General features: G+C 66.5%; 20 protein-coding genes. 7 read left to right on the plus strand and 13 right to left on the minus strand.

Annotated elements, in window-relative coordinates:
* Positions 1-153: 153 nt before the first annotated feature.
* Positions 154-789, plus strand: a complete 636-nt coding sequence (locus QRO95_RS19055) for a LysE family translocator (RefSeq protein ID WP_032128209.1) — start codon at positions 154-156, stop codon at positions 787-789.
* 30 nt (positions 790-819) lie between these two features.
* Here the strand turns inward: QRO95_RS19055 and QRO95_RS19060 are convergent, their stop codons facing one another.
* The 3 genes from QRO95_RS19060 to QRO95_RS19070 all read right to left on the minus strand — a co-directional run bounded on the left by QRO95_RS19060 (position 820) and on the right by QRO95_RS19070 (position 5438).
* Positions 820-1470, minus strand: a complete 651-nt coding sequence (locus tag QRO95_RS19060) for a hypothetical protein (RefSeq protein WP_285303207.1) — start codon at positions 1468-1470, stop codon at positions 820-822.
* 418 nt (positions 1471-1888) lie between these two features.
* Positions 1889-2908 (minus strand): ribonucleotide-diphosphate reductase subunit beta, encoded by a 1020-nt coding sequence (locus tag QRO95_RS19065; RefSeq protein WP_008264781.1) that lies wholly within the window; start codon positions 2906-2908, stop codon positions 1889-1891.
* Between the two features lie 127 nt (positions 2909-3035).
* A complete protein-coding gene (locus QRO95_RS19070) occupies positions 3036-5438 on the minus strand; it encodes a ribonucleoside-diphosphate reductase subunit alpha (RefSeq protein ID WP_032128210.1) in 2403 nt (800 codons plus the stop codon).
* Positions 5439-5968: 530 nt separating this feature from the next.
* On the opposite strand from QRO95_RS19070, the gene QRO95_RS19075 reads away from it, so the two are divergent.
* Complete coding sequence (locus QRO95_RS19075) at positions 5969-6805, plus strand: DUF2884 family protein (RefSeq protein ID WP_285303208.1); 837 nt, start codon at positions 5969-5971, stop codon at positions 6803-6805.
* Positions 6806-6880: 75 nt separating this feature from the next.
* Here QRO95_RS19075 and zapE read toward each other — a convergent pair whose 3' ends face one another.
* Positions 6881-7981, minus strand: coding sequence for a cell division protein ZapE (gene zapE / locus QRO95_RS19080; protein WP_032128212.1), 1101 nt, complete (start codon positions 7979-7981; stop codon positions 6881-6883).
* On the minus strand, positions 7978-8649 hold the full coding sequence (locus QRO95_RS19085; RefSeq protein ID WP_285303209.1) for an alpha/beta hydrolase: 672 nt from the start codon (positions 8647-8649) through the stop codon (positions 7978-7980). The genes zapE and QRO95_RS19085 overlap by 4 nt, the downstream gene beginning before the upstream one ends.
* Before the next feature lie 43 nt (positions 8650-8692).
* Here QRO95_RS19085 and QRO95_RS19090 point away from each other — a divergent pair, with 43 nt between their 5' ends.
* A complete protein-coding gene (locus tag QRO95_RS19090) occupies positions 8693-9550 on the plus strand; it encodes an EamA/RhaT family transporter (RefSeq protein WP_121503033.1) in 858 nt (285 codons plus the stop codon).
* A gap of 59 nt (positions 9551-9609) precedes the next feature.
* On the opposite strand, the gene QRO95_RS19095 is transcribed toward QRO95_RS19090, so the two are convergent.
* The 3 genes from QRO95_RS19095 to QRO95_RS19105 all read right to left on the minus strand — a co-directional run bounded on the left by QRO95_RS19095 (position 9610) and on the right by QRO95_RS19105 (position 12557).
* Positions 9610-11052, minus strand: coding sequence for an ExeM/NucH family extracellular endonuclease (locus tag QRO95_RS19095; RefSeq protein WP_285303210.1), 1443 nt, complete (start codon positions 11050-11052; stop codon positions 9610-9612).
* Between the two features lie 172 nt (positions 11053-11224).
* Entirely contained in the window at positions 11225-11743 is a 519-nt protein-coding gene (locus QRO95_RS19100) for a cytochrome c5 family protein (protein WP_005407662.1), read from the minus strand.
* Positions 11744-11948: 205 nt separating this feature from the next.
* On the minus strand, positions 11949-12557 hold the full coding sequence (locus tag QRO95_RS19105; protein ID WP_005407661.1) for a TetR/AcrR family transcriptional regulator: 609 nt from the start codon (positions 12555-12557) through the stop codon (positions 11949-11951).
* 161 nt (positions 12558-12718) lie between these two features.
* Here QRO95_RS19105 and QRO95_RS19110 point away from each other — a divergent pair, with 161 nt between their 5' ends.
* Genes QRO95_RS19110 through QRO95_RS19120 form a run of 3 tightly spaced genes read left to right on the plus strand, consistent with a single transcriptional unit; the run spans position 12719 to position 17512 of the window.
* Positions 12719-13882 carry an isovaleryl-CoA dehydrogenase gene (locus tag QRO95_RS19110; protein ID WP_032128216.1) on the plus strand — a complete coding sequence of 388 codons (1164 nt, stop codon included), beginning with the start codon at positions 12719-12721 and terminating at the stop codon, positions 13880-13882.
* 10 nt (positions 13883-13892) lie between these two features.
* A complete protein-coding gene (locus QRO95_RS19115; protein WP_049400582.1) occupies positions 13893-15503 on the plus strand; it encodes a carboxyl transferase domain-containing protein in 1611 nt (536 codons plus the stop codon).
* An 8-nt stretch (positions 15504-15511) separates the two neighbouring features.
* On the plus strand, positions 15512-17512 hold the full coding sequence (locus tag QRO95_RS19120; RefSeq protein ID WP_404830367.1) for an acetyl/propionyl/methylcrotonyl-CoA carboxylase subunit alpha: 2001 nt from the start codon (positions 15512-15514) through the stop codon (positions 17510-17512).
* Positions 17513-17536: 24 nt separating this feature from the next.
* Here the strand turns inward: QRO95_RS19120 and QRO95_RS19125 are convergent, their stop codons facing one another.
* Positions 17537-18700 (minus strand): putative peptide maturation dehydrogenase, encoded by a 1164-nt coding sequence (locus QRO95_RS19125; RefSeq protein WP_285303212.1) that lies wholly within the window; start codon positions 18698-18700, stop codon positions 17537-17539.
* Between the two features lie 120 nt (positions 18701-18820).
* Here QRO95_RS19125 and QRO95_RS19130 point away from each other — a divergent pair, with 120 nt between their 5' ends.
* Positions 18821-19105: an NHLP-related RiPP peptide gene (locus tag QRO95_RS19130; protein WP_285303213.1), complete on the plus strand. Its 285-nt coding sequence runs from the start codon at positions 18821-18823 to the stop codon at positions 19103-19105.
* Positions 19106-19112: 7 nt separating this feature from the next.
* Here QRO95_RS19130 and QRO95_RS19135 read toward each other — a convergent pair whose 3' ends face one another.
* From QRO95_RS19135 to aceB, 4 genes are all read right to left on the minus strand, one after another.
* Entirely contained in the window at positions 19113-21623 is a 2511-nt protein-coding gene (locus QRO95_RS19135) for a putative peptide modification system cyclase (protein ID WP_285303214.1), read from the minus strand.
* A gap of 15 nt (positions 21624-21638) precedes the next feature.
* Positions 21639-22688, minus strand: a complete 1050-nt coding sequence (locus tag QRO95_RS19140) for a diguanylate cyclase (protein ID WP_285303215.1) — start codon at positions 22686-22688, stop codon at positions 21639-21641.
* A gap of 417 nt (positions 22689-23105) precedes the next feature.
* Complete coding sequence (gene aceA, locus QRO95_RS19145) at positions 23106-24407, minus strand: isocitrate lyase (RefSeq protein WP_285303216.1); 1302 nt, start codon at positions 24405-24407, stop codon at positions 23106-23108.
* Positions 24408-24471: 64 nt separating this feature from the next.
* A partial coding sequence (aceB, locus tag QRO95_RS19150; protein WP_285303217.1) for a malate synthase A occupies positions 24472-26058 on the minus strand: 1587 nt, incomplete at its 5' end.

Here is a 26058-nt window from a genome sequence, read left to right on the forward strand (position 1 = left end):
TGGGGGGGCTTCGGTGTGGGGTGCTGCGGATTCTAAGCGACCGGCGTGATGGCCATCGGAATGCACGTGCAACGGTCACCCGGCAGCGGTGCCTGCGCAGGCCGCGCCTGCGGCAGGCGTTACACTGCGCCACGCCCACTGCCAGGACCGCCCATGCCCGCCACTTCCGACCTGCTGGCCTTCGCGCTGGTTTCACTGGCCATGGTGCTCACGCCCGGACCGAACATGATCTACCTGATCTCACGCTCGATCTGCCAGGGGCCGATGGCAGGCCTGATCTCGCTGGGCGGGGTGGCGCTGGGCTTCGTGTTCTACATGCTGTGTGCGGCACTGGGCATCACCGCCCTGCTGATGACCGTGCCGTTCGCCTACGACGCGCTGCGCATCGGCGGCGCGCTGTACCTGCTGTACCTGGCCTGGCAGGCGCTCAAGCCCGGCGGCCGTTCGCCGTTCGCGGTGCGCGAACTGCCGCAGGACAGCCCGCGCAAACTGTTCACGATGGGCTTCCTGACCAATCTGTTGAACCCGAAAGTGGCGGTGATGTACCTGTCGCTGCTGCCGCAGTTCCTGCATCCGGACGGCGAGGGCAGTGTGCTGATGCAGTCGATCGTGCTGGGCTCCACCCAGATCGCGGTGAGTGTGACCGTGAACGGCATGATTGCGCTGACCGCTGGCAGCATCGCCGGTTTCCTGGCCGCGCGCCCGACCTGGCAGGTGGTGCAGCGCTGGCTGATGGGCACGGTGCTGGCCGGGCTGGCGGTACGCATGGCGGTGGAAGGGCGGCGGTAACGACGACGTGCCTGCCTGGACGCCTCGCGCCTAGCCGGCCGACCAATGCGTATGGTCACCGATCAGGATAGCGTCAAGCCTATCCGCCGAGTCGTACACGAAGTCGTAGTCCAGTGGCCGATGCCAACTGGTCGCCATGAAGGAGCTTGTGGAGATCCTGCTGCTAGACAGCAGATCGGACCTTACTGCCCAGTGATGAGGCGGATTCACGGACACGTAGTGAGTTGAATTCCCTTGTCTGATGACTCTGGTCAGCGATTTCAATCTGTTGGGATGCAGCCCACTGTTGAAAATCTGACAGCACACGATCAAGTCGCTGCTGATGAACCTCACCAACTCACCAAAGCGCTCGATATCCTTGTCCAGCCGCCTGATTTCAAGGATGGGCACCCCCTTGTCGTCAAGACCGTACTTGATAAGACGCTCGGAGTTCAGTGCCTCCCGCGTCAGTTTGACAAGCACGCGCCCCTTCGCCTCCGGGATGCTGGGGATGAGACGTTCATGGGGGACAAGCTCCAGGGTATCGCCCAACGAGTAGTTCCAGCCAACGACCCGTTCTCTACACGTCGAAAGCGCTGACTCCATTGTCGCAGCGAAAGGATGGAATTCCTCCCTGAGTGAGTCCAAACGCTGCTTCAGAAATGCGTGCGCTTCCAGAAACTCGCTTTCGACGATTGTCATCATGTACTCACCTCAGATCTACAAGGCCATCGGGGATCACGATTTCTACGCAGGCCTACTGCGTTGTTTTGGAGAGGTCGCTGAAGAGCGTCGCAGCGCTGTCCCCTCCTACACATCGTCCACCAGGGAAGCGGTCGTTGACGAGGCCACATCAGATTGAAGCGCCGGCTGCCTGCACTCCAGCAGTCCGACAATACTCACTGGAATCAACGTAATTCCCTTGGCTTTCACAACATGCATGCGCATTACGGGCAGAACCAACACTTCGGGTCGTGACCTACCGACTATGTGAATTGCGTCATTGCGCGCTGCGCGCGTGAGCCAAGCATGGGCTTGGCTCTACAGAGGGCCCACGTGCGCAACAAAAAACCCCGGCGTTGGCCGGGGTTTCTCGTTGCAACAGATCTGACCGGTTCGATCAGAAGTTCATGTCGAAGGCGACTTCGCCCTGCACGCCCACCTGGTAGGCCGAGACGCGGCGTTCGAAGAAGTTGGTCAGCTCCTGCACGTCCTGCAGTTCCATGAACGGCAGCGGGTTGCGCACGTTGTACTTCTTTTCCATGCCCAGCTTGGCGAAGTGCTGGTCGGCGCAGTGCTGCAGGTACTGGCGCATGTCACGGGTCGAGATGCCGGCCACGCCACCGGACAGCACGTCCTCGGCGAACTGCACTTCGCATTCGATGGCTTCTGCCAGCATGTCGTAGACCTGCTGCTTCATCTCGTCGTCGAACAGGTCCGGTTCTTCTTCACGCACCACGCGCACCGACTCGAACGCGAACTCCATGTGCGCGCTCTCGTCGCGGAACACCCAGTTGGTGCCCGAGGCCAGGCCCGGCAGCAGGCCGCGCGAACGGAAGTAGTACACGTAGGCGAAGGCAGCGAAGAAGAACAGGCCTTCGATGCACGCAGCGAAGCAGATCTGGTTGAGCAGGAACTGGCGACGCTCGGCACGGGTCTCGATGCGCTTCAGGTCCTGGATCGAGTCGATCCACTTGAAGCAGAAATCGGCCTTCTTCTTGATCGAGTCGATGTTCTCCACCGCGGCGAACGCTTTGACGCGCTCTTCCGGATCCGGCAGGTAGTTGTCGAGCAGGGTCAGGTAGAACTGCACGTGCAGCGCTTCTTCATACAGCTGGCGTGACAGGTACATGCGCGCTTCCGGCGCATTCAAGTGCTGGTACAGGTTCAGCACCAGGTTGTTGGACACGATCGAGTCGCCGGTGGCGAAGAACGCGACCAGGCGGTGGATCAGATGGCGCTCACCCGGCGACATCTTGCTGTGCAGGTCGGTGATGTCGATCTGGAAGTTGATCTCTTCCACCGTCCAGGTGTTCTTGATCGCGTTCCGGTACATGTCATAGAACTGCGGGTAGCGCATCGGGCGCAGGGTCAGTTCAAAACCGGGATCGAGCAGCATCTGCTTGGGCTTGTCGGCCATGGGTGTTTCCTTGTCTTCTCGGGTCAAAACGCCGGGCATGGCCCGGCGCTACCTTGGTGTTTTCTGCAGTCGAGCATGGCTCGACTCTACAAAGGGGTGTGCCGGCCAAAGGCCGGCACGGCCGCTTTTATTGGCAGGCCTCGCAGGCTTCCGGGTTTTCCAGCGAGCAGGCGATGGCTTCGTCCGGGCTGAACACCTTGGCCGGGGCTGCGCTGCTCACCGTGGTCTTGGCGATCTTGGTGGCCGGGCGCGAACGCAGGTAGTAGGTGGTCTTGATGCCCTGCTTCCAGGCGTACATGTACATGGAGGACATCGCGCCGATGTTCGGGCTTTCCATGAACAGGTTGAGCGAGGCCGACTGGTCGATGAAGGCACCACGCTCGGCGGCCATGTCGATCAGCGAACGCATCGGCAGTTCCCACGCGGTGCGGTAGACCTCGCGCAGCGTTTCCGGAATCTGTGCCACGCCGGCGATGGAGCCCTCGGCCAGCTTGATGGCGTCGCGCATGTCGGCGGTCCACAGGCCCAGCTTCTTCAGCTCGTTCACCAGGTAGCGGTTGACCTGCAGGAAGTCACCGGACAGGGTCTCGCGCTTGAACAGGTTGGACACCTGCGGCTCGACGCACTCGTAGCAGCCGGCGATCGAGGCGATGGTGGCGGTCGGTGCAATCGCGATCATCAGCGAGTTGCGCAGGCCATGCTCCTTGATGCGGGCACGCAGGGCATCCCAGCGCGCGGTGTCTTCCGGCACCACGTTCCAGGCGTCGAACTGCAGTTCGCCACCGGCGGCGCGGGTGTCGTTGAACGACGGGTGCTTGCCGCGTTCCTGGGCCAGCTCGCAGGAGGTTTCCAGCGCGTGGAAGTAGATCGCTTCGGCGATCTTCTTGGACAGGGCGCGGGCTTCGGCGCTGTCGAACGGCAGGCGCTTGCGGAAGAACACGTCCTGCAGGCCCATGCAGCCCAGGCCGACCGGACGCCAGCGCAGGTTGGCGCGGCGGGCGGTTTCGATCGGGTAGAAGTTCAGGTCGATGACGCGGTCGAGCTGGCGCACGGCCAGGCGCACGGTCTCGGCCAGCTTCTCGAAGTCGAACTCGTTGTGCTCGTCGAAGTGGTTGCCCAGGTTGATCGAACCCAGGTTGCACACCGCGGTTTCATCGTTGGAGGTGACTTCCAGGATTTCGGTGCACAGGTTGGACAGGTGGATCACGTTGCCCGGACGCAGGGTCTGGTTGCTGGCGCGGTTGCACTTGTCCTTGAAGGTCATCCAGCCGTTGCCGGTCTCGGCCAGCGTACGCATCATGCGGGCGTACAGCTTGCGCGCGGAGATGGTGCGGTTCGCCTTGCCCTGGGCTTCGGCCTGCAGGTAGGCCTGCTCGAAGGCTTCGCCGAACAGGTCGGTGAACTCCGGCACGACGCGCGGATCGAACAGCGACCATTCCTGATCGGCCTCGACGCGCTTCATGAACAGGTCCGGCACCCAGTTGGCCAGGTTCAGGTTGTGCGCACGGCGGGCTTCGTCACCGGTGTTGTCACGCAGCTCGAGGAAGTCCTCGACGTCGGCGTGCCAGGTTTCCAGGTAGACGCAGGCTGCGCCCTTGCGCTTGCCGCCCTGGTTCACCGCGGCCACGGACGAATCCATGGTCTTCAACCACGGCACGATGCCGTTGGAGTGGCCGTTGGTCGACTTGATCAGCGAACCACGCGAACGCACGCGGGTGTAGCTGACGCCGATGCCGCCGGAGAACTTCGACAGCTGGGCGATGTCGCCGTACTTGGAATAGATCGACTCCAGCGAGTCCTGCGGCGAATCCAGCAGGAAGCACGAGGACAGCTGCTCGTGGGTGGTGCCGGAATTGAACAGGGTCGGGCTGGACGGCAGGTAGTCCAGGTTGCCCATGCGCTTGTACAGCGCCAGGGTCTCGGACACATCCTCGCTCAGCGCGCTGGCAATGCGCAGGAAGAACTGCTGCGGGGTCTCGATCACCTTGCGGGTGTGCGGATGGCGCAGCAGGTAACGGTCGTACAGGGTACGCAGGCCGAAGTAATCGAAGTTCAGGTCCAGCGAGATGTCGATGGCATCGTTGAGCTTGCGCGCGTTGGTCTGCACGAAGTTCAGCAGGCGGTCGTTGATCAGGCCGACTTCATGGCCACGGCTGACCGACTGCGAGAAGGCGTAGATTTCCTGGCCCGAGACTTCCTTGGCGATGTAGTTGGCCAGCAGGCGCGCAGCGAGGCGGCCGTACTCGGGCTCTTCACCGATCAGCAGGGCGGCGGTGCGGATGGACAGTTCGTCCAGCTCGCGGGTGGTGGCGCCGTTGTACAGGCCGGAAATGGTGCGGGTGGCCACGCGCATCGGATCGACGGCGTGCAGGCCTTCGGAGGAACGCTGCACCGCGCGCACGATCTTGTTCAGGTCCACCAGTTCGGTCGTGCCATTGCGCTTGGTCACACTCATCGCGTTGGCCGTCGGCGGCGACGTCAACAGGAATTCGCTTTCCTTCTCGATGGTGGCGCTGGATTCGGTGGTCACGGCGTGTGTCCTCTTGGCGTGATTGGTGGGTGCTCGATGCATCGGGTGACGCAGCCCGGGACATGACAGCCCAGGATGGCAGGACGGCGTCGCAGGGGATGAGACCCTGCGCCTGCCACTACCGTTGACGATCGCGGATGGGTACCCCGGGCACCCCCTTGAATTGGGGTTGCTGCGACCGACGGCCACAAGATAGTGGGGGTAATGGGGTCCGTCAACGCCAAATGTAGTGAAATTCGGCAATCCCTTGCGCCGCAAGGATCGTGCCATCGGCGCCCGGATCAGACGCTTCAGACCTGCCGGAACGGGCTGCGCAGTCAAGCCCGAAAGGCGTCATCGCGGTGGTACAACGCACCGCGAAAACGGAACAATGACAGCTTCACATGACAGTGATGAAACTGGCTAGGGACAACCCTGTGGATAGCTGGTGGGCAGCCGGTGGGAATCCGGTGGACGGGTGACTTCCGGCCGGTGACGCCCGCGCGCTGGCAGCGGATGCTGGCCGCTCGCTCCCGGAAAAGGATGCTCCGATGCACCTGCGGTTGCCCGCGCTGGCCCTGCTGCCTGCCCTGTTCATTGCCCCGGCGCTGGCCGCCGAAGGGCCGGACCTGCGTTCGGACCAGTGCGGCATCCATACCGACTACGACGTGCTGGTGGACAGCGGCGGCATCTGGCTGCGGCATGGCCCGCAGGCGCCGCATGAGGTGGTGTTCCACGACGGCGAGCTGAGCCTGGATGGCAGGATGGTTACGGTCAGCGCCGCCGACGCTGCACGCCTGCGGCAGATGGAAGCCGGTGCCCGCCAGCTGATGCCAGCGGTCACCGCACTGGCCCATGAAGTCTCCGGGGTCACCTTCGATGCGCTGGACGCCGCCTTCGAAGCCATCACCGGCAAGTCCCGCAACCGCCAGATGCGTGCAATGCGCGGCGAGATGCAGGACTGGATCGACGCCAGCCTGGGCCGCGGCTACTGGGAACAGGAGAGCTTCGGCGATGGCTTCGACGCGCACATCGAGCAGATGGCCGAGACGATGGCCGGGTCGATGACCCGCAGCGTGCTGTGGCAGGTGTTCACCGGCCGCGCCGGCGCCATGGAGCGCCGCGCCGACCGCCTCGATGCGGAAGTCGACCGCCGCATGGAGGCGCGCAGCCAGCAACTGGAAGCCAAGGCCATGGCGCTGTGCCCGCTGGTGCAGTCGCTGGCCGACACTCATGACGCGCTGGAAGTGCGCTACCAGGGCCAGCCACTGCGGCTGCTGGAGCGCGGCGAGAGCGTACGGGTAGAGCACGGCGATGGCTCGGGCCTGCATGTGTCGGCCGGGCCGGATGAGCGGCCGCGTGGGAACGCCGTGGCGCCGACCCGGTAACCGCGCGGCGGATGCCGGCCAGCGGCCGGCACTACCGGAACCCTGGCCGGCAACGCATTTACCTGGGTGGCGCCCTCACGCCCGGTGCGGGGTACCCAGGTACTCGGCGCTCTGCATTTCGATCAGGCGCGAGGCGGTGCGCTCGAACGCGCCCTGCAGGCGCTGGCCGGTGTACAGCTCGATCGGCGAGGTACTGGCGGTGCAGACCAAGTTGACGTGGCGGTCGTACAGTTCGTCGATCAGGTTGACGAAGCGGCGCGCGGCATCTTCGTTCAGGCGATCGAAGGCAGGAATGCCGCCCAGCAGCACGGTGTTGAACTCGTGGGCGATCTCGATGTAATCCGACGGGCCACGCGGGCCTTCGCACAACGCGGCGAAATCGAACCAGGCAATGCTCTTGCCACGGCCGCGCACCGGGATCTTGCGGCCTTCGATCTCGATGTTGCCGGGCTTGGCCGGCTGGCCGCCGCTCAGTTCGTTCCAACGCGTGGCCAGCCACTCATCACTGTCGGCGGCCAGCGGTGCGCGGTACACCGGCGAGCGGGTCAGCGCGCGCATCCGGTAATCCTCGGTGCCCTCGGCGTACAGCTCCACGCAGAAGCGCTGCAGCAGGCCGATGGCCGGCAGGAAGCTCTCGCGCTGCAGGCCGTTGAGGTACAGGTTCTCCACCGCCGTGTTGGAGGTGGTCACCAGGGTCACGCCTTCGGCGAACAGGCGCTCCAGCAGCCGTGCCAGCAGCATCGCGTCGCCGATGTCGGTGACGAAGAATTCGTCCAGCACCAGCACCCGCAGGTTGCTGCGCCATTCCTGGGCGATCTTCGCCAGCGGGTCGCTCTGCCCCTGGTGCTCGCGCAGGCGCTCGTGGACGCTGCGCATGAAGCGGTGGAAATGCGTGCGGTACTTCTGTTTGATCGGCAGGCCGTCGTAGAACAGGTCGACCAGGAAGGTCTTGCCACGGCCGACGCCGCCCCAGAAGTACAGGCCCTTCACCGGCTCGGGCTTCTTCCAGAACGAGGACAGGCGGTCCAGCCAGCCGTCTTCGGCGCTGTCGACCAGGCCCAGGTGGATGCGGTCCAGTTCGGCCAGCGCTGCGTGCTGGGCCGGGTCGTTCTGCCAGTCGCCACGGGCAACCCCTTCCGCGTACCGCTGCGACGGGGTCAGCTCGGTTGCACTCATGCCGCTGCGCCCAGCCAGTGCTTGACGCCGTGGGTCAGCGCGCCGCGCAGGTCGATCAGCTTGCGGTGGAAGAAATGGCTGGTCTCGGGCATGCGCACCAGCTCATGCGGGACGTCCAGCGTGTCCAGCCACTGGTAGACGGCCTGCGGGTCGACGATCTCGTCCTGCTCGCCCTGGATCACCAGCCAGCGGGCCGGCGGCGCGATGCCATCGAAATCCCAGCGGCCGGCCGGCGGTGCGATCGAGATCAGCGCTTCCGGCTGCAGCGCGGCAGCCGCCTTCAGCGATACGAACGAGCCGAAGCTGAAACCGGCCAGCCACAGGCGGTCGTCCGGGCGCTGGCTGCGCACCCAGGCGGCGACGGCTTTCAGGTCGTCCTGCTCGCCCACGCCATGGTCGAACTCACCGGCCGACGCGCCGACGCTGCGGAAGTTGAAGCGTACCGTGGCGATGCCCAGCTCGCGCAGCGTGGTGGCGGTCATGGTGACCACCTTGTTGTGCAGGGTGCCGCCTTCGGTGGACAGCGGATGGCAGATGATGGCCACGATCGGCTGCACCGGCACATCGGCCTTGGGCAGGTCAACGACCACTTCCAGCGGGCCGGCCGGGCCGTCCAGTTCGAGGCAGGCGGTTTCGCCGGGGGCGACGGGGAACGAAGGCTTGTGCATGGCACCATGATACCGTCCCCTGCCCCTGCCCTGTGCCCGCCCCATGCTCTACCTGTCCTTGGCCGTGATCTGCAGCGTGCTGGTTTCGGTGTTGTTGAAGGTGGCCGGACGCCGCCAGCTGGATGTTTCGCAGATGGTCACCTGGAACTATCTGGTGGCGGCAACGCTCACCGCCGTGGTGCTGCAGCCGCCGCTGGACGCACTGCGCGCGCCACATGCCCCGTGGCTGTCATTGCTGGCCCTGGCGGTGGTGCTGCCGTCGATCTTCCTGGTGCTGGGCCGCGCGGTGGCGGTGGCCGGCATCGTCCGCAGCGACGTGGCGCAGCGCTTGTCGTTGCTGCTGTCTTTGGCCGCCGCCTTCCTGTTCTTCGGCCAGACTGCGACGCCGTGGAAGCTCGCCGGTCTCGCCCTGGGCCTGCTGGCGATGGTGGCGATCAGCCTGCGCCCGCGCGGCCCGGCGGTGGCGTCCTCACCGGGTGGCTGGGGCTGGCTGCTGGGCGTCTGGGCCGGGTTCGCGGTGGTCGACGTGCTGCTCAAGCAGGTGGCGCTGTCCGGCACGCCGTCGATGGCGGCGGTGCTGGCCAGCTTCAGCGTGGCCTTCGTGCTGATGCTGGCACTTCAGCTGTGGCGGCACGCCAGTGGCCGCAGCCGGTTGGCCTGGCGCAACCTCGGTGCGGGCGCGCTGCTGGGCCTGCTCAACGGCGGCAACATTCTTTTCTATGTGCACGCGCATCAGTCCATGCCGGAGAGCCCGGCCACCGTGTTCGCCGGCATGAACATCGGCGTGGTGGTGCTGGGCGCGCTGGTGGGCGTGTTCGCCTTCGGCGAGGCCACCACGAAGTGGAACCGCGCCGGGCTGGCGCTGGCGGTGCTGGCGATTGGATTGATCGCCTGGGGCTGAGCCCGGCCTCGGGGTCAGAGCCCATTTCGTTGGAATGGGATCCGACCCGGCGCTGGGCGTTATTTATCGAAGCCCAGCAGCAGCGGATCGTGGTCGGAACTGCGCCACGGGCCCTGCACGTTGCGGCCCTGGTAGCCGCTGGCGTCCTGTTCGTCGGCATTGCTGTGCCACTCGGCGGCACCGCGCAGGCGCTGGGCCATGCCCGGGCTCAGCAGCGCATGGTCGAGGCGGCCGGTATAGCCGTTGTAGACGTAGCTGTAAGGATGCTCGACCTGGGCGACCTTGAATGCGTCCTGCCAGCCCAGGTCATGCAGGGTGCGGATCGGGTCTTCCATCGCGTAGGCGTTGAAATCGCCCAGCAGCACCACGTCCTTCACCTTCAGGCGGCCAGCTTCGGCCTGCACCCACTGGTTCAACTGCTTTGCCGATTCCACCCGGGTGGCATTCCAGCAACCCTGGCCATCGTTGCGGTCGGCATCGCCGCCGCTGGCATCACGGCAGCCCTTGGACTTGAAATGGTTGGCGACCACCATGAACGGTGCGCCCTTGCCCTGGAAGGCCTGCGCCAGCGGTGCGCGGCTGTGTTCGGCGAACGGACCGTCGGTTCTGGTCAACGGCTTGCCCAGCGGCTTGAACGCGCTCCTGCGATAGATGATGCCAACCCGGATCGGGTTGCTGCCCGGCCCCTCGCCGGCATCGACGAAGGCCCACTGCTTGTCGGCGGCAAGACCGGTGTTGAGGGCGCTGACCAGTTCGGCGATGGCCGACTGCGGGCCATAGCCATCGTTTTCCAGTTCCATCAACGCGGCGATGTCGGCACCGAGCGCGTTGACCGTGGCCACCAGCTTGCCGACCTGCGCCTTGTGCTCTTCCAGCGTGCGCGCGCCGCGCAGGGTCGGGAAGCCACCGCCCTGGCCATCGCCATTGAAGAAGTTCTCCAGGTTGAATGCAGCGATATGCAGGCTGCCCGGCACCGTCGGCACCGCCGGACGCTTCAGCTCGGGCAACGTGAGTGCACCCTCGACCTGCAGGCGCGGACGGCCCTGTGCGTCCACGTGCACGACACCTTCCACATTGCGCAGCTGCATGCCGGTGCGCAGCACCGGGTTGGCTGGCAGGTAGGCCACGCTGGCCGGGTCGCGGGCTTCGCTGCCGTCGTCCAGCAGCAGGCGGCGGCGCTGGTTGTCGGCCATCACCTGCTCATAGCCGGCAGTACCCGGCGCGGCCACTTCGGTCGGCTGCCAGAGGCGGCCATCGAAGGCCACGGTGAGCTGCCCAAAGCGCTCCAGGCCATCGGTGCCGGCCAGGGTGAGCGGTGCGGCGATGCGCACGCGCTGGCCATCCAGCGCACGCCAGTCGGCCGGCGCGGTGGTCAGCACCACGGTGGCGCTGCTGCGCGCGGCGGACGGCGACGCGACCGGTGCGGCCTGCGGCTGGGCCTGGGCAAAGGCGCCGGCCGGCAGCAGCAGGGACAGGGCAAGGGCGAGGGAACGGCGGCGCATCGACGGGCGACTCCATGGAAGAGGCGCACAGACTAACCCTGAAATACGAAACCCCGCCTGCGGGCAGGGTTTTGACCTTGGTGGGCAAAGCCTGGGGAGTGCCGGCCGCTGGCCGGCAACCTCATGACCTTCAAGCCATGCGTGGTTGCCGGCCAGCGGCCGACACTACCGGTTACTTCAGGTTGCCCAGCATCCAGTCCACGGTGGCGTGGATCTGTTCCTCGGTCAGCGCCGGGTTGCCGCCCTTGGGCGGCATGATGCCGCCATCCGGACCGGTATAGCCCTCGATGGCGTGCTTGTAGAGAGTGTCCTTGCCCTGTGCGATGCGCTTGTCCCAGTGCGAATGGTCCAGCGTCGGCGCCATGCCCACGCCGGTGGTGTGGCAGGCGGTGCACAGGTTGTCGAAGATGACCTTGCCGTCCTTGGTGCCGCCGTAGGCCACCTGCGAGGCGGCCTTGGCCAGCGCGGCGGCCTTGGCCGCAGCCTGCGCGGCGGCGCCGGTGCTGCCGGCATAGACCGCGCCGGTGGGCGAGATGCGCTGTTCGGTGCGCTTGGCCGCGGTCGGCGACACCTCGGGCGGAATCCGGGTGTGGATGTAAGCGGCAAGGAGGATGAGGCCGAGGGTGATGGTCGCCAGCAGCGCGATCACCATGGAGAAGCGTTTCAGGAACTCCAGATCGTAATTCCGCACTCTTCGTTACCCCTGGCTGATAGTCGTTGGACCACGGCTGAGCGACTGCGTGATGGACCGAGTATAGAACGCGCTTTGCGTGCGACAACAGGCGTCACTGCTGGTGCGGCGCAGCATTCGGACCCGGTAGTGCCGGCCGCTGCCCGGCATCGCCAGCCCGCCGGATGGATCGTGCAGAAGCCGGCCAGCGGCCGGCGCTACCGGATTACCGGGCGCCGATCGCGCGCAGGCAGAAGCTGCAGATCGCATCCACCAGTGCGTCTTCGTCGCGGTGTGCTTCGCGGCTGGGCGCGGTCGGGCCGACCATCGCCTCGGTGAAGGCGCCGACGAGGCAGGCGGCGGCCACATGCGCGTCCTGCGCCGGCAGCTCACCGGCGGCCACGCCCTCCTCCACCAGCCGCAGGAACACGTCGCCGAAGGCACGACGACCACGCATGCGCTCGGCTTCCACGTCCGGGTCGACCGGTTCGACGATGAAGGCATGCGCCAGCCCCGGCCCGGCCAGGGCGCGGCGGACGAAGGCGGTGATCGCCAACCGCAGGCGCTCGCTGGCCACCTCCGGGCCGCTGGCGATGCGCTCCATGATCGCGACCTCGTGGGCCACCGCGGCGTTGAGCACCTCCACGAACAGCTCGGCCTTGGACGGGAAGTGCCGGTAGATCAGGCCGGTGGACACCCCCGCCTGGGTCGCCACGGCGGTCACCGGGGCATTGCGCCAGCCCCCGGTGGCGACCAGCTCACGGGTGGCCAGCAGGATCCGTTCACGGGCCCCGGCCAGGCGTTCTTCCATCAGTGCAGAGCGTTTGTAGGCCATGTTTTGATTCTAGTTTCAATTTTTGAATTTGTATTCACTTCTTACCCGAACCCCGCTACGCTGGGGTCCAATCGCCCGTGCGGGCAGCGGTCCTGCAGACCGCCGCCCGCTCCCCCGCCGGGTGCGTCCATTTCCTGCCATCCCGCCGTGGAGCCACCACAATGCACGTGCCATCCCTGAACTTCGACCTTGGCGAAGACATCGACCTGCTGCGCCAGAGCGTGGCCCATTTTGCCGCCGCCGAGGTCGCACCGCTGGCCGCCGAGGCCGATGCCAGCAACCAGTTCCCGCTGGCCCTGTGGCCGAAGCTGGGCGAACAGGGCCTGCTCGGCCTCACCGTGGAAGAAGAATACGGCGGCACCGGCATGGGTTACCTGGCCCATGTGGTGGCGATGGAAGAAATCTCGCGTGCCTCCGGCGGCATCGGCCTGTCCTATGGCGCGCACTCCAACCTGTGCGTGAACCAGCTGCGCAAGAACGGCAACGAAGAACAGAAGCAGCGCTTCCTGCCCGGCCTGTGCAACGGCAGCCTGGTCGGCGCGCTGGCGATGAGCGAGCCGGGTGCCGGTTCGGACGTGGTGTCGATGAAGCTGCGCGCCGACAAGCGCGGTGACCGCTACGTGCTCAACGGCAACAAGATGTGGATCACCAACGGCCCGGACGCCGACGTGCTGGTGGTCTATGCCAAGACCGACATGGAAGCGGGTGCCAAGGGCATCACCGCGTTCCTGGTCGAGAAGGGCATGGAGGGCTTCTCCACCGCGCAGAAGCTGGACAAGCTGGGCATGCGCTCCTCGCCCACCTGCGAGCTGGTGTTCCAGGACTGCGAGATTCCCGAAGAAAACGTGCTGGGCCAGGTCGGTGGTGGCGTGCGCGTGTTGATGTCCGGCCTGGATTACGAGCGCGTGGTGCTGTCCGGTGGCCCGCTGGGCCTGATGGCCGCGGCCATGGACGTGGTCATGCCCTATGTGCACGAGCGCCACCAGTTCGGCGAACCGATCGGCAGCTTCCAGCTGATCCAGGCCAAGATTGCCGACATGTACGTGGGCCTGGGCGCGTGCCGCGCCTACGTCTATGCCGTCGCGCGCGCCTGCGACCAGGGCCGAACCACCCGCCAGGATGCCGCCGGTGCCATTCTGTACGCCGCCGAGAAGGCCACCTGGCTGACCGGCCAGGCGATCCAGATCCTCGGTGGCAACGGCTACATCAACGAGTACCCGACCGGCCGTTTGTGGCGCGACGCCAAGCTGTATGAAATCGGCGCCGGCACCTCGGAGATCCGCCGCATGCTGATCGGCCGCGAACTGTTCCAGCGCACCCTGTAAGGCCAACGCGATGACCGTCCTGAACAGCCAGCTGCAACCGGGCAGCGAAACGTTTGAAAGCAACCGCGCCGCCATGCAGGCCGTGGTCGACGACCTGCATGCCACCCTCGCCCGCACCGCGCTGGGCGGCAGCGAAGCCGCGCGCGCCAAGCACACCGCACGCGGCAAGCTGCTGGTGCGCGACCGCATCGACGCCCTGCTCGATCCCGGCAGCGCCTTCCTGGAAATCGCGCCGCTGGCCGCGCACGGCATGTACGAAGACGCCGTGCCCGCCGCGGGCGTGGTGGCCGGCATCGGCCGCGTCAGCGGCGTGGAATGCGTGATCGTGGCCAACGACGCCACGGTCAAGGGCGGCACCTACTACCCGATGACGGTGAAGAAGCACCTGCGCGCGCAGGAGATCGCCGAGCAGAACCACCTGCCCTGCATCTACCTGGTCGATTCCGGTGGCGCCTTCCTGCCGCTGCAGGACGAGGTGTTCCCCGACCGCGATCATTTCGGCCGCATCTTCTACAACCAAGCCAACCTGTCCGCGCAGGGCATCCCGCAGATTGCCTGCGTGATGGGTAGCTGCACCGCCGGCGGCGCCTATGTGCCGGCGATGAGCGATGAGACGGTGATCGTGCGCGAGCAGGGCACGATCTTCCTCGGCGGCCCACCGCTGGTGAAGGCCGCCACCGGTGAAGTGGTGACGGCCGAGGAACTGGGCGGTGCCGACGTGCACACGCGCATTTCCGGCGTTGCCGACCACATGGCCGACAACGACCTGCAGGCGCTGGCGCGGGTGCGCGCGATCATCGCGCAGTTGAACTGGCGCAAGCCGGAGCCGGCGATGGCGGTGCAGGCCAACGAGGAACCACTGTTGCCGGCGCACGAGCTGTATGGCGTGATCCCGGCCGACACGCGCAAGCCCTACGACGTGCGCGAGGTCATCGCGCGCCTGGTCGATGGCTCGCGCTTCGATGAGTTCAAGCCGCGCTACGGCGCAACGCTGGTGACCGGCTTTGCGCATCTGAACGGCTACCCGATCGGCATCATCGCCAACAACGGCATCCTGTTCTCCGAGTCGGCACTGAAGGGCGCACACTTCATCGAGCTGTGCACCCAGCGCAACATCCCGCTGGTGTTCCTGCAGAACATTACCGGCTTCATGGTCGGCCGCAAGTACGAACAGGGCGGCATCGCCAAGGACGGCGCCAAGCTGGTGATGGCCGTGGCCTGTGCCAAGGTGCCCAAGTTCACCGTGGTCATCGGTGGTTCGTTCGGTGCCGGCAACTACGGCATGTGCGGCCGCGCGTACTCGCCGAACTTCCTGTGGATGTGGCCGAACGCGCGCATCGGCGTGATGGGCGGCGAACAGGCCGCCAGCGTGCTGGCCACGGTCAAGCGCGATGGCATCGAAGCCAAGGGCGGCCAGTGGCCGGCAGTGGAGGAAGATGCATTCAAGGCACCTATCCGCGACCAGTTCGAGCAGCAGGGCCATCCGTACTACGCCAGCGCGCGCCTGTGGGATGACGGCGTGATCGATCCGGCCGACACCCGCCGCGTGCTGGCCCTGGCGCTGTCGGCCAGCCTCAACGCCGCCCCGCAGCAGACGCGCTTCGGCGTGTTCCGCATGTAACCCGTGCCATGACCGAGTCTGTTGCCATGTTCACCAAAGTCCTGATCGCCAACCGCGGCGAGATCGCCTGCCGCGTCATCGCCACCTGCCGTCGCCTCGGCATCGCCACCGTGGCGGTGTATTCCGATGCTGACCGCAACGCGCGCCACGTGCGGCTGGCCGACGAAGCCATCCACATTGGTCCTGCCGCCGCACGTGAGAGCTACCTGCGCGGTGATGCCCTGCTCGATGCCGCACGCCTGACCGGCGCGCAGGCGATCCACCCCGGTTACGGCTTCCTGTCCGAGAATGCCGACTTCGCCGATGCCTGCGCGGCGGCCAGCATCACCTTCATCGGCCCGCCGGCCAGCGCCATCCGCGCGATGGGCGACAAGAGCGCGGCCAAGGCGCTGATGGCCAAGGCCGGTGTGCCGCTGACCCCCGGCTATCACGGCGACCAGCAGGCGCCGGACTTCCTGCGCGCACAGGCCGACGCCATCGGTTACCCGGTGCTGATCAAGGCCAGCGCCGGCGGCGGCGGCAAGGGCATGCGCAAGGTCGAGCGCAGCGAGGACTTCGTCGATGCGCTGGCCAGCTGCCAGCGCGAGGCGGCCTCGGCGTTCGGCAACGACCATGTGCTGGTCGAGAAGTATGTCGAGCGCCCGCGCCATATCGAGATCCAGGTGTTCGGCGACAGCCACGGTGAGGCGGTCTATCTGTTCGAGCGCGACTGCTCGGTGCAGCGCCGCCACCAGAAGGTGCTGGAAGAGGCGCCGGCGCCGGGCATGAGCGCAGAACGTCGTGCTGCAATGGGCAAGGCGGCAGTCGATGCCGCGCGCGCGGTGGGCTACGTCGGTGCCGGCACGGTGGAGTTCATCGCCGGCCCGGACGGCGATTTCTACTTCATGGAAATGAACACCCGCCTGCAGGTCGAGCACCCGGTCACCGAGTACATCACCGGCACCGACCTGGTGGAGTGGCAGCTGCGCGTGGCTTCGGGCCAACCGTTGCCGTTGCGCCAGGAACAGCTGGCCATCCACGGCCACGCAATCGAAGCGCGGCTGTACGCCGAGGATGCCGACCGTGGCTTCCTGCCGTCCACCGGCACCCTGCGCCGCCTGCGCCTGCCGACGCCGTCGGCCAACGTGCGGGTGGATACCGGCGTGGAGGAAGGCGACAGCATCACCCCGTACTACGACCCGATGATCGCCAAGCTGATCGTCTGGGACGTGGACCGCGTTGCCGCGCTGCGCCGCATGAGCCAGGCACTGGCCGACTGCCAGGTGGTGGGCGTGACCACCAATGCCGGCTTCCTGCGCCGCCTGGTGAACACGGATTCGTTCGCGCACGCCAAGCTGGACACCGCGCTGATCGAACGCGAGCAGGTCGCATTGAGTGCGGTGGGCGACAGCGACGACGCGCTGTGGCTGCTGGCCGCGGTGGCCGCGGTGGCGAGCACCGCGCACGCCGGCAGCGATGCGCGCGACCCGCATTCGCCGTGGCGAGCACAGGATGGCTGGCGCCTCGGCGCGTCCGCGCCGCGCGTGTTGCCGCTGCAGCAGGGCGAACGCAGGCACACGCTGAAGGTGTGGGCGCAGGCCGATGGTTGGCGCGTGCACCGCGATGACGCCGCGCCGGTGCAGGTGCTTGGCACGGCCGATGCACAGCATCTGACCGTGCAGCTGGGCGAGCGCCGCTGGTCACCGCAGCTGCTGCGCGAAGGCGACCAGCTGTATCTGTTCGGCGCCGATGGCCAGCACCGCTTCACCCTGCACGATCCGGTGGGCGAATCGGACCACGCCGTGGCCGATGCCGGCAGCCTGCTGGCCCCGATGCCGGGCAAGATCGTGGCCACGCTGGTCGCGGCCGGTACCGAGGTCAAGCGCGGTACGCCGCTGGTGGTGCTGGAGGCGATGAAGATGGAGCACACCCTGCAGGCACCGGCCGATGGCACGGTGAAGGGCTACCGCGCCAAGGCCGGCGACCAGGTGGGTGATGGCGCGGTACTGGTGGATTTCGAAGCGGCGTGACCGAGGAGGGCCGCGCGTTGTCGATCAATGCGCGGCCGGCCATGCGCGGCCAAGGGGATCCAGCTCCGCCGTCACCCGCTCGGCGGCGCGCCAGCCAACACCGCAAACCGCCAGTACGCCCTCGGACATCGGCTGCAGACCCAACACCCGTTCGGCCTCGGCCTCGTTGATCGCCGCAGTGACGAAGGCGCCCAGCCCCTGCGCGGTCGCCGCGCTGTAGATCGCCTGCGATACATGGCCGGCATCCAGGGTGATCGCGCGATAGGCCTTGGCATGGCCACGGTACTTCCAGAACGTTCGTTCGAAGCGACACGTCAGGATCAGCTGCACCTGCGCATTGGCGAACCAGTCCTGACCGGCCAGCAAGCGTTGGCAGAAACGGCCCAGATCGCCGGGCGGTGCCGGCATCGGGCCCAGCTCGTGGGCGGTGGCATGGTAGTGATAGAGGCCTGGCGGCAGTCCTTCCACATTAAGCGCCACCACATACGCCTCCAGCGGGTGAAGACTGCCGGCGGACGGCACATTCTTCTTCAGGAAGCGCACGCCGGGTCCGGTTTCCACCTGCGCCTGTGCCATCAGCACCTGCTGCAGCAACAGGGCCAGCATCGGTAACGGCACCGGGCGAGCGCTGTCGTAGTTGCGGCAGGTGGTACGCGCCTGCAGCTGCGCCTGCATCGGATCGTCGTCGCAACGCGGCAACGGCTGCGCGCCAGGGCGGCGGGCGGGTGCCTCGGTAGGCGGCGGGCCGAAGCTGCGCACCAGGTCCTGCGCGGTCACCAGCTGGCTGCGTTGCATGTCGCCGACACTGTCCACGCCGTCCCAGCGCGAGTGCTGGTAGTGCAACGCGGACAACGGCCACCACTGGCTGTCGCGCAGCCGCTTCTCGGCAGCGCAGACGTCCGCATAGGCTGGATCATCGCTGACCAACAGGCCCTTCTGCAGCAGTGACAGCACCCGGCCGCGCGCGTCGGTGGCTTCTGGCAACCGCTGCCACTGTTCTGCACTGCAGGCCAGCAACCAGGCACAGCTTTCCGCGTCGATCACCTGCACCGACGGCAGGTGCGCCGCGCGCACCTGCAGGACCGGCTGCAGCTGCACGCCGGTACCACCGGCCAACAGTTCGTCCAGGTTGAAGGACGGGCGTTCGACCGGTTCGACGAACAGTGTCCGGCAACGACGGAATCTCATCGCAATGGCGTCCGAGGGCTGTGCGGGACGCCGATCATGGCGTGGCGGGTGCAGGTACCCATCAACTTCGCAGCTCCACCGCCGATACTTCCATTTTCCCATTCTGCCGGTGCCGGTCCCATGTCTGTTTCTCCTCTTTCCGCCGACGTTGTCCAACAGCTGCTGGAGCGTCTGTCCAGTGATGATGCCTTCCGGGCCGAGTTTGCCAGGGACCCGGGCCTGGCCCTGCTCGCACTTGGTGCGGACGAAGAAACCGTGCGTGCATGCCGCGCGCCGCTCTCCTCGCTGGGCGGCAAGGCGGAATTCGCAGGTGCGGCTACACGCATGAGCCAGTTGCTGGATGTGCGCGCTGCGTTCACCGTGCCGTTCCTGTTCGAAGACGGCCTGCCCGGCCTGGATCAATAAGCCTGCGTCAGGGTACGCGCGCCCTGGCCTTGCTTGCCACGGCCGTGGTGCCGGATGACGCCAACCGCTGAACATCCATCGCGTTCAGTGGAAGCAGTGCGTAGTCGCCGACATCTTCAGCAAACGCCAGGCCTCGATGACGCTCCAGCCATTGTGCCTGGCGCAGGGCAGCAGCGTAGTCGCCGCTGGCGTTGGCCAGGTCGATCTGCAGGACCCGCCACTGGAACAGACTTGCGTCGGGGTGCCCGGCAAGCAGCGACTGCGCGCGCGCTACCTGCCCCTGGTTCAGCGCGAGGCGCGCCTGCAGCAGGTCCCACAGTTCACGCAGGCGCGGGTCGGCATCACGCTCAGGCAAGGCCTGCAGCGCCCCGCGCCGCTGCATCACCACCGCATTCTGGCCAGCACGCGCGGCATGGTAGGCCGCGGCGAGGGCAATGAACGCGTTGCGGCGCGCCAGCGCCGGTTGTGTGCGATCGACCGCAGCCAGCGCGCGATCCAGAACATGCAGGTATGCCTGCTGCTGTGCTCCGGCGGGCGGCTCATCCCAGGCCAGCGCCTGCAATGCCAGGATGTCACACAGTCCGGTACCCACCGTGCACTGGGCGGCGGCCTGTTGCATGTCACTGGCCGCCTCGGTCCTGCGATCCTGCATCGCCAGCACTGCTGCCCGCAGCATGCGCGCGCCCGGGCCCGGTGATGCCATTGCCGCGAAACCGGCATTGGCCACGTCGAAATCACCGGACAACGCGGACAGCAGGGGCTCCATTGCATCACCATTCCAGCCGGGGTGCAGGCGAGCGCCACGCAATGCCGCTGCGGCGGCCGCAATTTCGCCCCGGGCCATCTGCGTGCGGGCAACGAACACCAGCACCAGCGCGCGGCGCGAATGCTGTCGGGCAAGCAATGGCTGCGCGGCGGCCAGCGCCCCGTCGTAGTCACCCTGGGTATAGAGGATCTTGGCGTAGTTCATCCAGCCGGCCGGATCATCCGGATACAGCTCGGTCAGCATCCGCCACTTGTCTGCGATGCGTGCCGGCGGGGCACCCTCGAAATCCGCTGCCCAGGCATCCAGATACAGCTGGTCGCGCGCGGTCAGGTGCGCGCGCTGGCTGACTGCCTTCTGGTACAGCGCCGCGGCCTGCTCCAGGTTGCCCTTGGCATGCTGGATGTTCATCTGCCCGACGTAGGCGAAGGCGAAGGCAGGATCCAGCCGGGTCGCTTGCTCGAAGAACATCAGCGCATCGTCATAGCGTGCCGCTGCGGTGGCATCAACCCCCTTGGCATAGGCATGCAGTGCATCAAGGTTGGAGGTGGCCACGGTAGGCAGCGGTCGCTGGTCAGCGCCGACGTCGCGCAGCGCTTCACCAAGGTCGGTGCGCAGCGCGGCAACCACGTGATCGGTCGAGGCCAGGATCGAGTCCAGCCCACGTCCATCGGCGTAGCGGGTGTAGACGGTCTGGCCCGTGCGGGGATCGACCACCTCCACACTGACCCGTACCTTGCCGTTGAGCTCCAGCACACTGGGGATCAGTACCGCACGCACCCCATCGCGCAACGCAACCTCGATGGCCAGCCTGCGGTCCAGCCTCGCCTGCGGAGGACGCTGCATCAGCTGCAGGGTGTCGCGAACCTTCAGCTCGCTGAGGATGTTGACGAAACGCGACTGCCCCAGGCTGATGTACAGCGCCTGCTCCAGGCTGCTGTCCAGCTGCGGATAAGCCGTGGCGTTGTGCACCGCCGCCACGATCACCCAGTCGCGTTCGGCGAAGGCGATGGCCGGTGCTGGCCGCAGCAGTGTCCACAGCAGCACGCACAGCGCCATCGCCAGCGCCACTTCCGTCACCAGTGCCGCGGGGCGCTGCCACAGCGGGAGATCGCGCCATGCCTTCTCGCCGGAACGTGGCCGACGCAGCGGCGCGCTGCCGCGCAGGCCGACTTCGAAGACTTCCTGGCGTTCACTGATGCCTTTGAAACGCCACCGCCCGTGGTCCTTCCAACGCAGTTCGTCGGCGGCCCAAGGCAACTCACTGCTGGCCCGGCGCGCCATCTCCTCGGCCGTGGACGAGAGCAGCACCTGGCCCGGCCAGGCCAGCTGCATCAGGCGAGCGGCCATCGGCTTGGCCAGACCTTCCACTTCCACCGGCTTGGCGCCATGCGCCATCGCCTCGGCGCTGTTGTTCCACAGCAGCACGTCGCCGACATGCAGCCCGGCCCGCGCCCGCAGTACGATGCCGCGCTCACGGCCGAGCGAATCCACGGCACTCTGGTAGGCCAGTGCGAATCCAACACCATCGATGGTGCGCTCGAACAGCATGAACAGCCCATCGGAACGATCAATCAACTGCCCGTTCCAGCGCTGCTGCAACCCCAGTACCAGGCGATCGTGCTGCTGGAACAGTTCGGCTGCGGCGATGTCGCCGATGCTTTCGACCAGCTGCAGCGAATCGCACAGGTCAGTGAACAGCAGCGCCCGTAACAGAGGGCTCTGCAGTGGCGTAGGTTCCTGCGGAATGTCCATTGCCACCTCCTGTGGTCATTGTCCGTGGTCGGGATCTGGATCAGGACCCCAGCGCAGGCAGTCCCCGCCCGCGCGCTTGGCGCGGTACAGCGCGCGATCGGCACACGCATACCATTCGCTCCAGCCCGCCTCCGGCTGCAGCAGACAGGCACCGATACTGACCAGGCTCACGTGTGGCGTAGCGTGATTGCGCTCGATCAGGCCGTGTACGGCAGCCAGGATGAACTCCGCCGCATGCTGCACAAGGTCATGATTACCGCGGCGCAGCAGCAGGCAGAACTCATCGCCGCCCAAGCGGCATGCAAGATCGTGCTCCCCGGCCATCGAACGCAGGATGTTGCCCATGCTCTGCAGCACGCGGTCTCCGGCCTGGTGCCCATGCCGATCGTTGATCTGCTTGAAACGGTCACAATCGATCAACAGCAATGCCTGTGGCTGGTCGTCCTGCTGCGCACGGCATTCCTGCAGATACAGCGTCAATCCACGCCGGTTGTGCAGACCGGTCAGCTCATCGGTGCGCACCAGCTCACGGGTATGGGTCAGCTGGTGGGTGGTGATGTAAAGATTGTCGAGTGCGGTTTCCAGATCATGGTTGCGTCGACGCAACTGGCTGATCAGGGCCTGCTCATTGGTCAGCACGCGCATGATCGTGCGCCGCAGGAAGTGCGAAACCAGCCCGGGATCGATGTCGACCAGTTGCTGGAAATCAGTCGGGCCCAGCTCCAGTACCTCGCAATCGAACAGCGCGCGCGCTCCGGCACTGCGCAGGTGATCACCGACCAACAGGCCTAGCTCTCCGAAGAACTCACGCTGACCCAACGTCTTGATCACCAGGTCTTCGCCGAAATCCAGTTCGATCTGACCCTCGAGGATCACATACATCCGCTCGCCGCGGTGCCCGCGCTGGAAAATCCACTGTCCGGCATGGAACTTGCATCGGCGGGCGAACTTCGCGAACAATTCGACCTCAGCTTCCGAAAGCAACGCATGCACGACCTCGGCCATCGCCACTTGAGCGATACCTGTCGTTGCGTCAACGTTCTCGGCCGCACCCCTGCCGGTCATTCCCTGCACCTGCCGCCAGCGTCCCCTGGTGAGCCGCGGAGCATAGCACCGCTTTAAACTGTGCGCCCTATCTCATTTTTAATGCCCCGGCGATCTTGCCTGATGTGAAGATGCGTGATGCCGTTCTGGTCATGGGTGTCCGCGCAAAAGTCCTGCCGGATCAATCCGATGGCGGTCTTCACGAGGGTTCGGCCAAGTTGCCGGCAGGCAGGGTGCGCCTGATTGACGCTGCCTGCTTCCGACGCGATTGCATCGATACAACAACGCCGGCAGGTCCCCCGACCGGCCGGCGTTGTCTGGCCCTTCCCTGGCCACCCTGATCGGATTCCGAAGCTTCGGTAGCGCCGGCCGCTGGCCGGCTTCCCTGTGGTGCCCGGAGGATCACGTGGTTGCCGGCCAGCGGCCGGCACTACCGCATCACGCCGCGCGTTCGCTGCGCCCGCCGTGGAACTGCTCTTCCTCGGTGGAGCCGGTCAGCGCAGTGGTCGACGACTGGCCCTGCTGGATCGCCTGGGTCACGGCATCGAAGTAGCCGGTGCCGACCTCGCGCTGGTGCTTGACCGCGGTGAAGCCGCGCTCTGCCGCCTCGAACTCGGCTTCCTGCAACTCGACGAACGCGCTCATCTGGCGGCGCGCGTAGCCGTGGGCCAGATTGAACATGCCGTAGTTCAGCGCATGGAAGCCGGCCAGGGTGATGAACTGGAACTTGTAGCCGTAGCTGCCCAGCTCCTTCTGGAACTTGGCGATCGTGGCGTCGTCCAGGTTCTTCTTCCAGTTGAAGCTGGGCGAGCAGTTGTAGGCCAGCAGCTTGCCCGGGAACTTGGCATGGATCGCCTCGGCGAACTTGCGTGCGAACTCCAGGTCCGGCTTGCCGGTCTCGCACCACACCAGGTCGGCGTAGGGCGCATAGGCCAGGCCACGGCTGATCGCCTGGTTCAGGCCGTTGCGGGTCTTGTAGAAGCCTTCCACCGTGCGCTCGCCGGTGGCGAACGGCTTGTCATTGCCATCGATGTCGCTGGTCAGCAGATCCGCGGCCTCGGCATCGGTACGCGCCACCAGCAGGGTCGGCACGCCCAGCACGTCGGCGGCCAGGCGCGCAGCGTTGAGCTTCTCGATGGCCTCGCGGGTCGGCACCAGCACCTTGCCGCCCATGTGGCCGCACTTCTTCACCGAGGCCAGCTGGTCTTCGAAATGCACGCCGGCGGCACCGGCCTCGATCATCGCCTTCATCAGTTCGAACGCATTGAGCACGCCGCCGAAACCGGCTTCGGCATCGGCCACGATCGGCTGCAGGAAGTCGATGTCGTCCTTGCCTTCGGCGTGGTGCAGCTGGTCGGCGCGCAGCAGGGTGTTGTTGATGCGCTTGACCACCGCCGGCACCGAATCGGCCGGGTACAGTGACTGGTCCGGGTACATCTGCCCGGCCAGGTTGGCGTCGGCCGCCACCTGCCAGCCGGACAGGTAGATCGCCTTCAGGCCGGCCTTGACCTGCTGCATGGCCTGGTTGCCGGTCAGCGCACCCAGCGCGTTGACGAACTCGCGCTCATGCAGCGACGCCCACAGCTTCTCTGCGCCCAGGCGGGCCAGCGAATGCTCGATGTGGACGGTGCCGCGCAGGCGCACCACGTCGGCGGCGCTGTAGTTGCGCTGGATGCCTTCCCAACGCGGGTTGGTATCCCAGTCGTGCTGGATCTGTTCGGCAGTGGGCAGCTTGCTCATGTCTTTCTCCAGTTCGGTTCGTGCGTGCAGCGGGGAGGGAAACGGCGGGTTTGCGGGCAGTCGGTCAGTCGATGCGCGCGTAGGCCGGCAGGGTCAGGAAATCGGTCAGTTCGTCGCTGCGGCTCAGTTCGCCGAGCAGGGCGATGGCCTCGCCGATGCGTGTGCCACCGGGCAGCGCGGCGGTATCGCCGAGCCGTGCCGGCAGCTGCGAGAGGGTGGAATCCAGCAACGCCAGATCGATCGCAGTGCCATCGTCCAGCTGCTGGCCCGGCGTATGCAGCCACTGCCACAGCTGGCTGCGGCTGATCTCCGCGGTGGCCGCGTCCTCCATCAGGTGGTGGATCGGCACGCAGCCGTTGCCATCCAGCCATGCCGCCAGATAGCGCACGCAGACTTCCACGTTGCCTTCGAAGCCGGCGCGGGTGATGGTGCCGGGCGGCCGTGCGATCAGTTCGTCGCGGCCCACGCGCACATCCTGGCGCAGCACGCTGTGCTGGTTCGCACCGGGCATGTGTTCGTCGAAGATCGCCATCGCCACCGGAATCAGCGCCGGGTGCGCCACCCAGGTACCGTCGTGGCCGGCAGTGACCTCGCGCAGCTTGTCGGCGCGCACGCGGGCCATCGCCTGCTCGTTGGCGGCGGCATCGTTGTTGATCGGAATCTGCGCGGCCATGCCGCCCATCGCATGCGCACCGCGGCGATGGCAGGTCTGGATCAGCAGCTCCGAATACGCCTTCAGGAACGGCTGGGTCATGGTCACCTGGCCGCGCTCGGGCAGCACGCGGTCGGCGTGGCGGCGGAAGGTCTTCAGGTACGAGAAGATGTAGTCCCAGCGCCCGCAGTTCAGGCCGACGATGCGATCACGCAGCGCGTGCAGGATCTCATCCATCTCGAACACCGCCGGCAGCGTTTCGATCAGCACGGTCACCTTGATCTGGCCGTGCGGCAGGCCGAGCATGCCTTCGATGTGCGACAGCGCGGTCTCCCACAGCGCCGCTTCCTCCATGCTCTGCAGCTTGGGCAGGTAGAAGTACGGGCCGCGGTCCTTCGCCTGCAGGGTGCGGGCGTTGTGGAAGGCGAACACCGCTGCGTCGAACAGGCCACCGGCAATGAACTGGCCATCGATGCGCACATGCTTCTCGTCCAGGTGCCAGCCACGCGGGCGCACGATCAGCACCGCCTGCTCGTCGTACGGGCGCAGGGCGTAGTGCTTTCCATTGGGTGCGGTGTATTCGAGATCGCCACGCACCGCGGCGGCCAGCGACTGCTGCCCGGCCAGCAGGTTGCGCCAGGTCGGCGAGGTCGAATCCTCGAAGTCGGCCATGAACACCTTGGCGCCGGAGTTCAGCGCGTTGATGACCATCTTCGGGTCGGTCGGGCCGGTGATCTCGACGCGGCGGTCCTGCAGCGCGGCCGGCAGCGGGGCAACGCGCCAGTCGCCGCTGCGGATCGTGGCGGTGTCTTCGCGGAAGTCCGGCAGGCCGCCCTGGTCGAAGAACGCCTGGCGCTCGCGGCGCGCCAGCAGCCGTGCCTGCCGGCCCGGTTCCACCGCGCGGTGCAGCGACACCAGCAGGGCCAGCAGCGGCGCCGGCAGCAGGGTGTCCTGGCCGGCCACGCGGGTCGCCAGGGCGATGCCGGGGGTGGCCTTGGT

It is taken from the genome of Stenotrophomonas maltophilia group sp. Smal13 (genome assembly GCF_030236855.1).
Classification (GTDB): domain Bacteria; phylum Pseudomonadota; class Gammaproteobacteria; order Xanthomonadales; family Xanthomonadaceae; genus Stenotrophomonas; species Stenotrophomonas maltophilia_A.

Bases quoted from the DNA above. Each gene is read 5' to 3' on its own strand.
- QRO95_RS19055 (WP_032128209.1), top strand. From the start codon at position 154: ATGCCCGCCACTTCCGACCTGCTGGCCTTCGCGCTGGTTTCACTGGCC.
- QRO95_RS19060 (WP_285303207.1), bottom strand. From the start codon at position 1,470: ATGACAATCGTCGAAAGCGAGTTTCTGGAAGCGCACGCATTTCTGAAG.
- QRO95_RS19065 (WP_008264781.1), bottom strand. From the start codon at position 2,908: ATGGCCGACAAGCCCAAGCAGATGCTGCTCGATCCCGGTTTTGAACTG.
- QRO95_RS19075 (WP_285303208.1), top strand. From the start codon at position 5,969: ATGCACCTGCGGTTGCCCGCGCTGGCCCTGCTGCCTGCCCTGTTCATT.
- zapE (WP_032128212.1), bottom strand. From the start codon at position 7,981: ATGAGTGCAACCGAGCTGACCCCGTCGCAGCGGTACGCGGAAGGGGTT.
- QRO95_RS19085 (WP_285303209.1), bottom strand. From the start codon at position 8,649: ATGCACAAGCCTTCGTTCCCCGTCGCCCCCGGCGAAACCGCCTGCCTC.
- QRO95_RS19090 (WP_121503033.1), top strand. From the start codon at position 8,693: ATGCTCTACCTGTCCTTGGCCGTGATCTGCAGCGTGCTGGTTTCGGTG.
- QRO95_RS19095 (WP_285303210.1), bottom strand. From the start codon at position 11,052: ATGCGCCGCCGTTCCCTCGCCCTTGCCCTGTCCCTGCTGCTGCCGGCC.
- QRO95_RS19105 (WP_005407661.1), bottom strand. From the start codon at position 12,557: ATGGCCTACAAACGCTCTGCACTGATGGAAGAACGCCTGGCCGGGGCC.
- QRO95_RS19110 (WP_032128216.1), top strand. From the start codon at position 12,719: ATGCACGTGCCATCCCTGAACTTCGACCTTGGCGAAGACATCGACCTG.
- QRO95_RS19115 (WP_049400582.1), top strand. From the start codon at position 13,893: ATGACCGTCCTGAACAGCCAGCTGCAACCGGGCAGCGAAACGTTTGAA.
- QRO95_RS19120 (WP_404830367.1), top strand. From the start codon at position 15,512: ATGACCGAGTCTGTTGCCATGTTCACCAAAGTCCTGATCGCCAACCGC.
- QRO95_RS19125 (WP_285303212.1), bottom strand. From the start codon at position 18,700: ATGAGATTCCGTCGTTGCCGGACACTGTTCGTCGAACCGGTCGAACGC.
- QRO95_RS19130 (WP_285303213.1), top strand. From the start codon at position 18,821: ATGTCTGTTTCTCCTCTTTCCGCCGACGTTGTCCAACAGCTGCTGGAG.
- QRO95_RS19135 (WP_285303214.1), bottom strand. From the start codon at position 21,623: ATGGACATTCCGCAGGAACCTACGCCACTGCAGAGCCCTCTGTTACGG.
- QRO95_RS19140 (WP_285303215.1), bottom strand. From the start codon at position 22,688: ATGACCGGCAGGGGTGCGGCCGAGAACGTTGACGCAACGACAGGTATC.
- aceA (WP_285303216.1), bottom strand. From the start codon at position 24,407: ATGAGCAAGCTGCCCACTGCCGAACAGATCCAGCACGACTGGGATACC.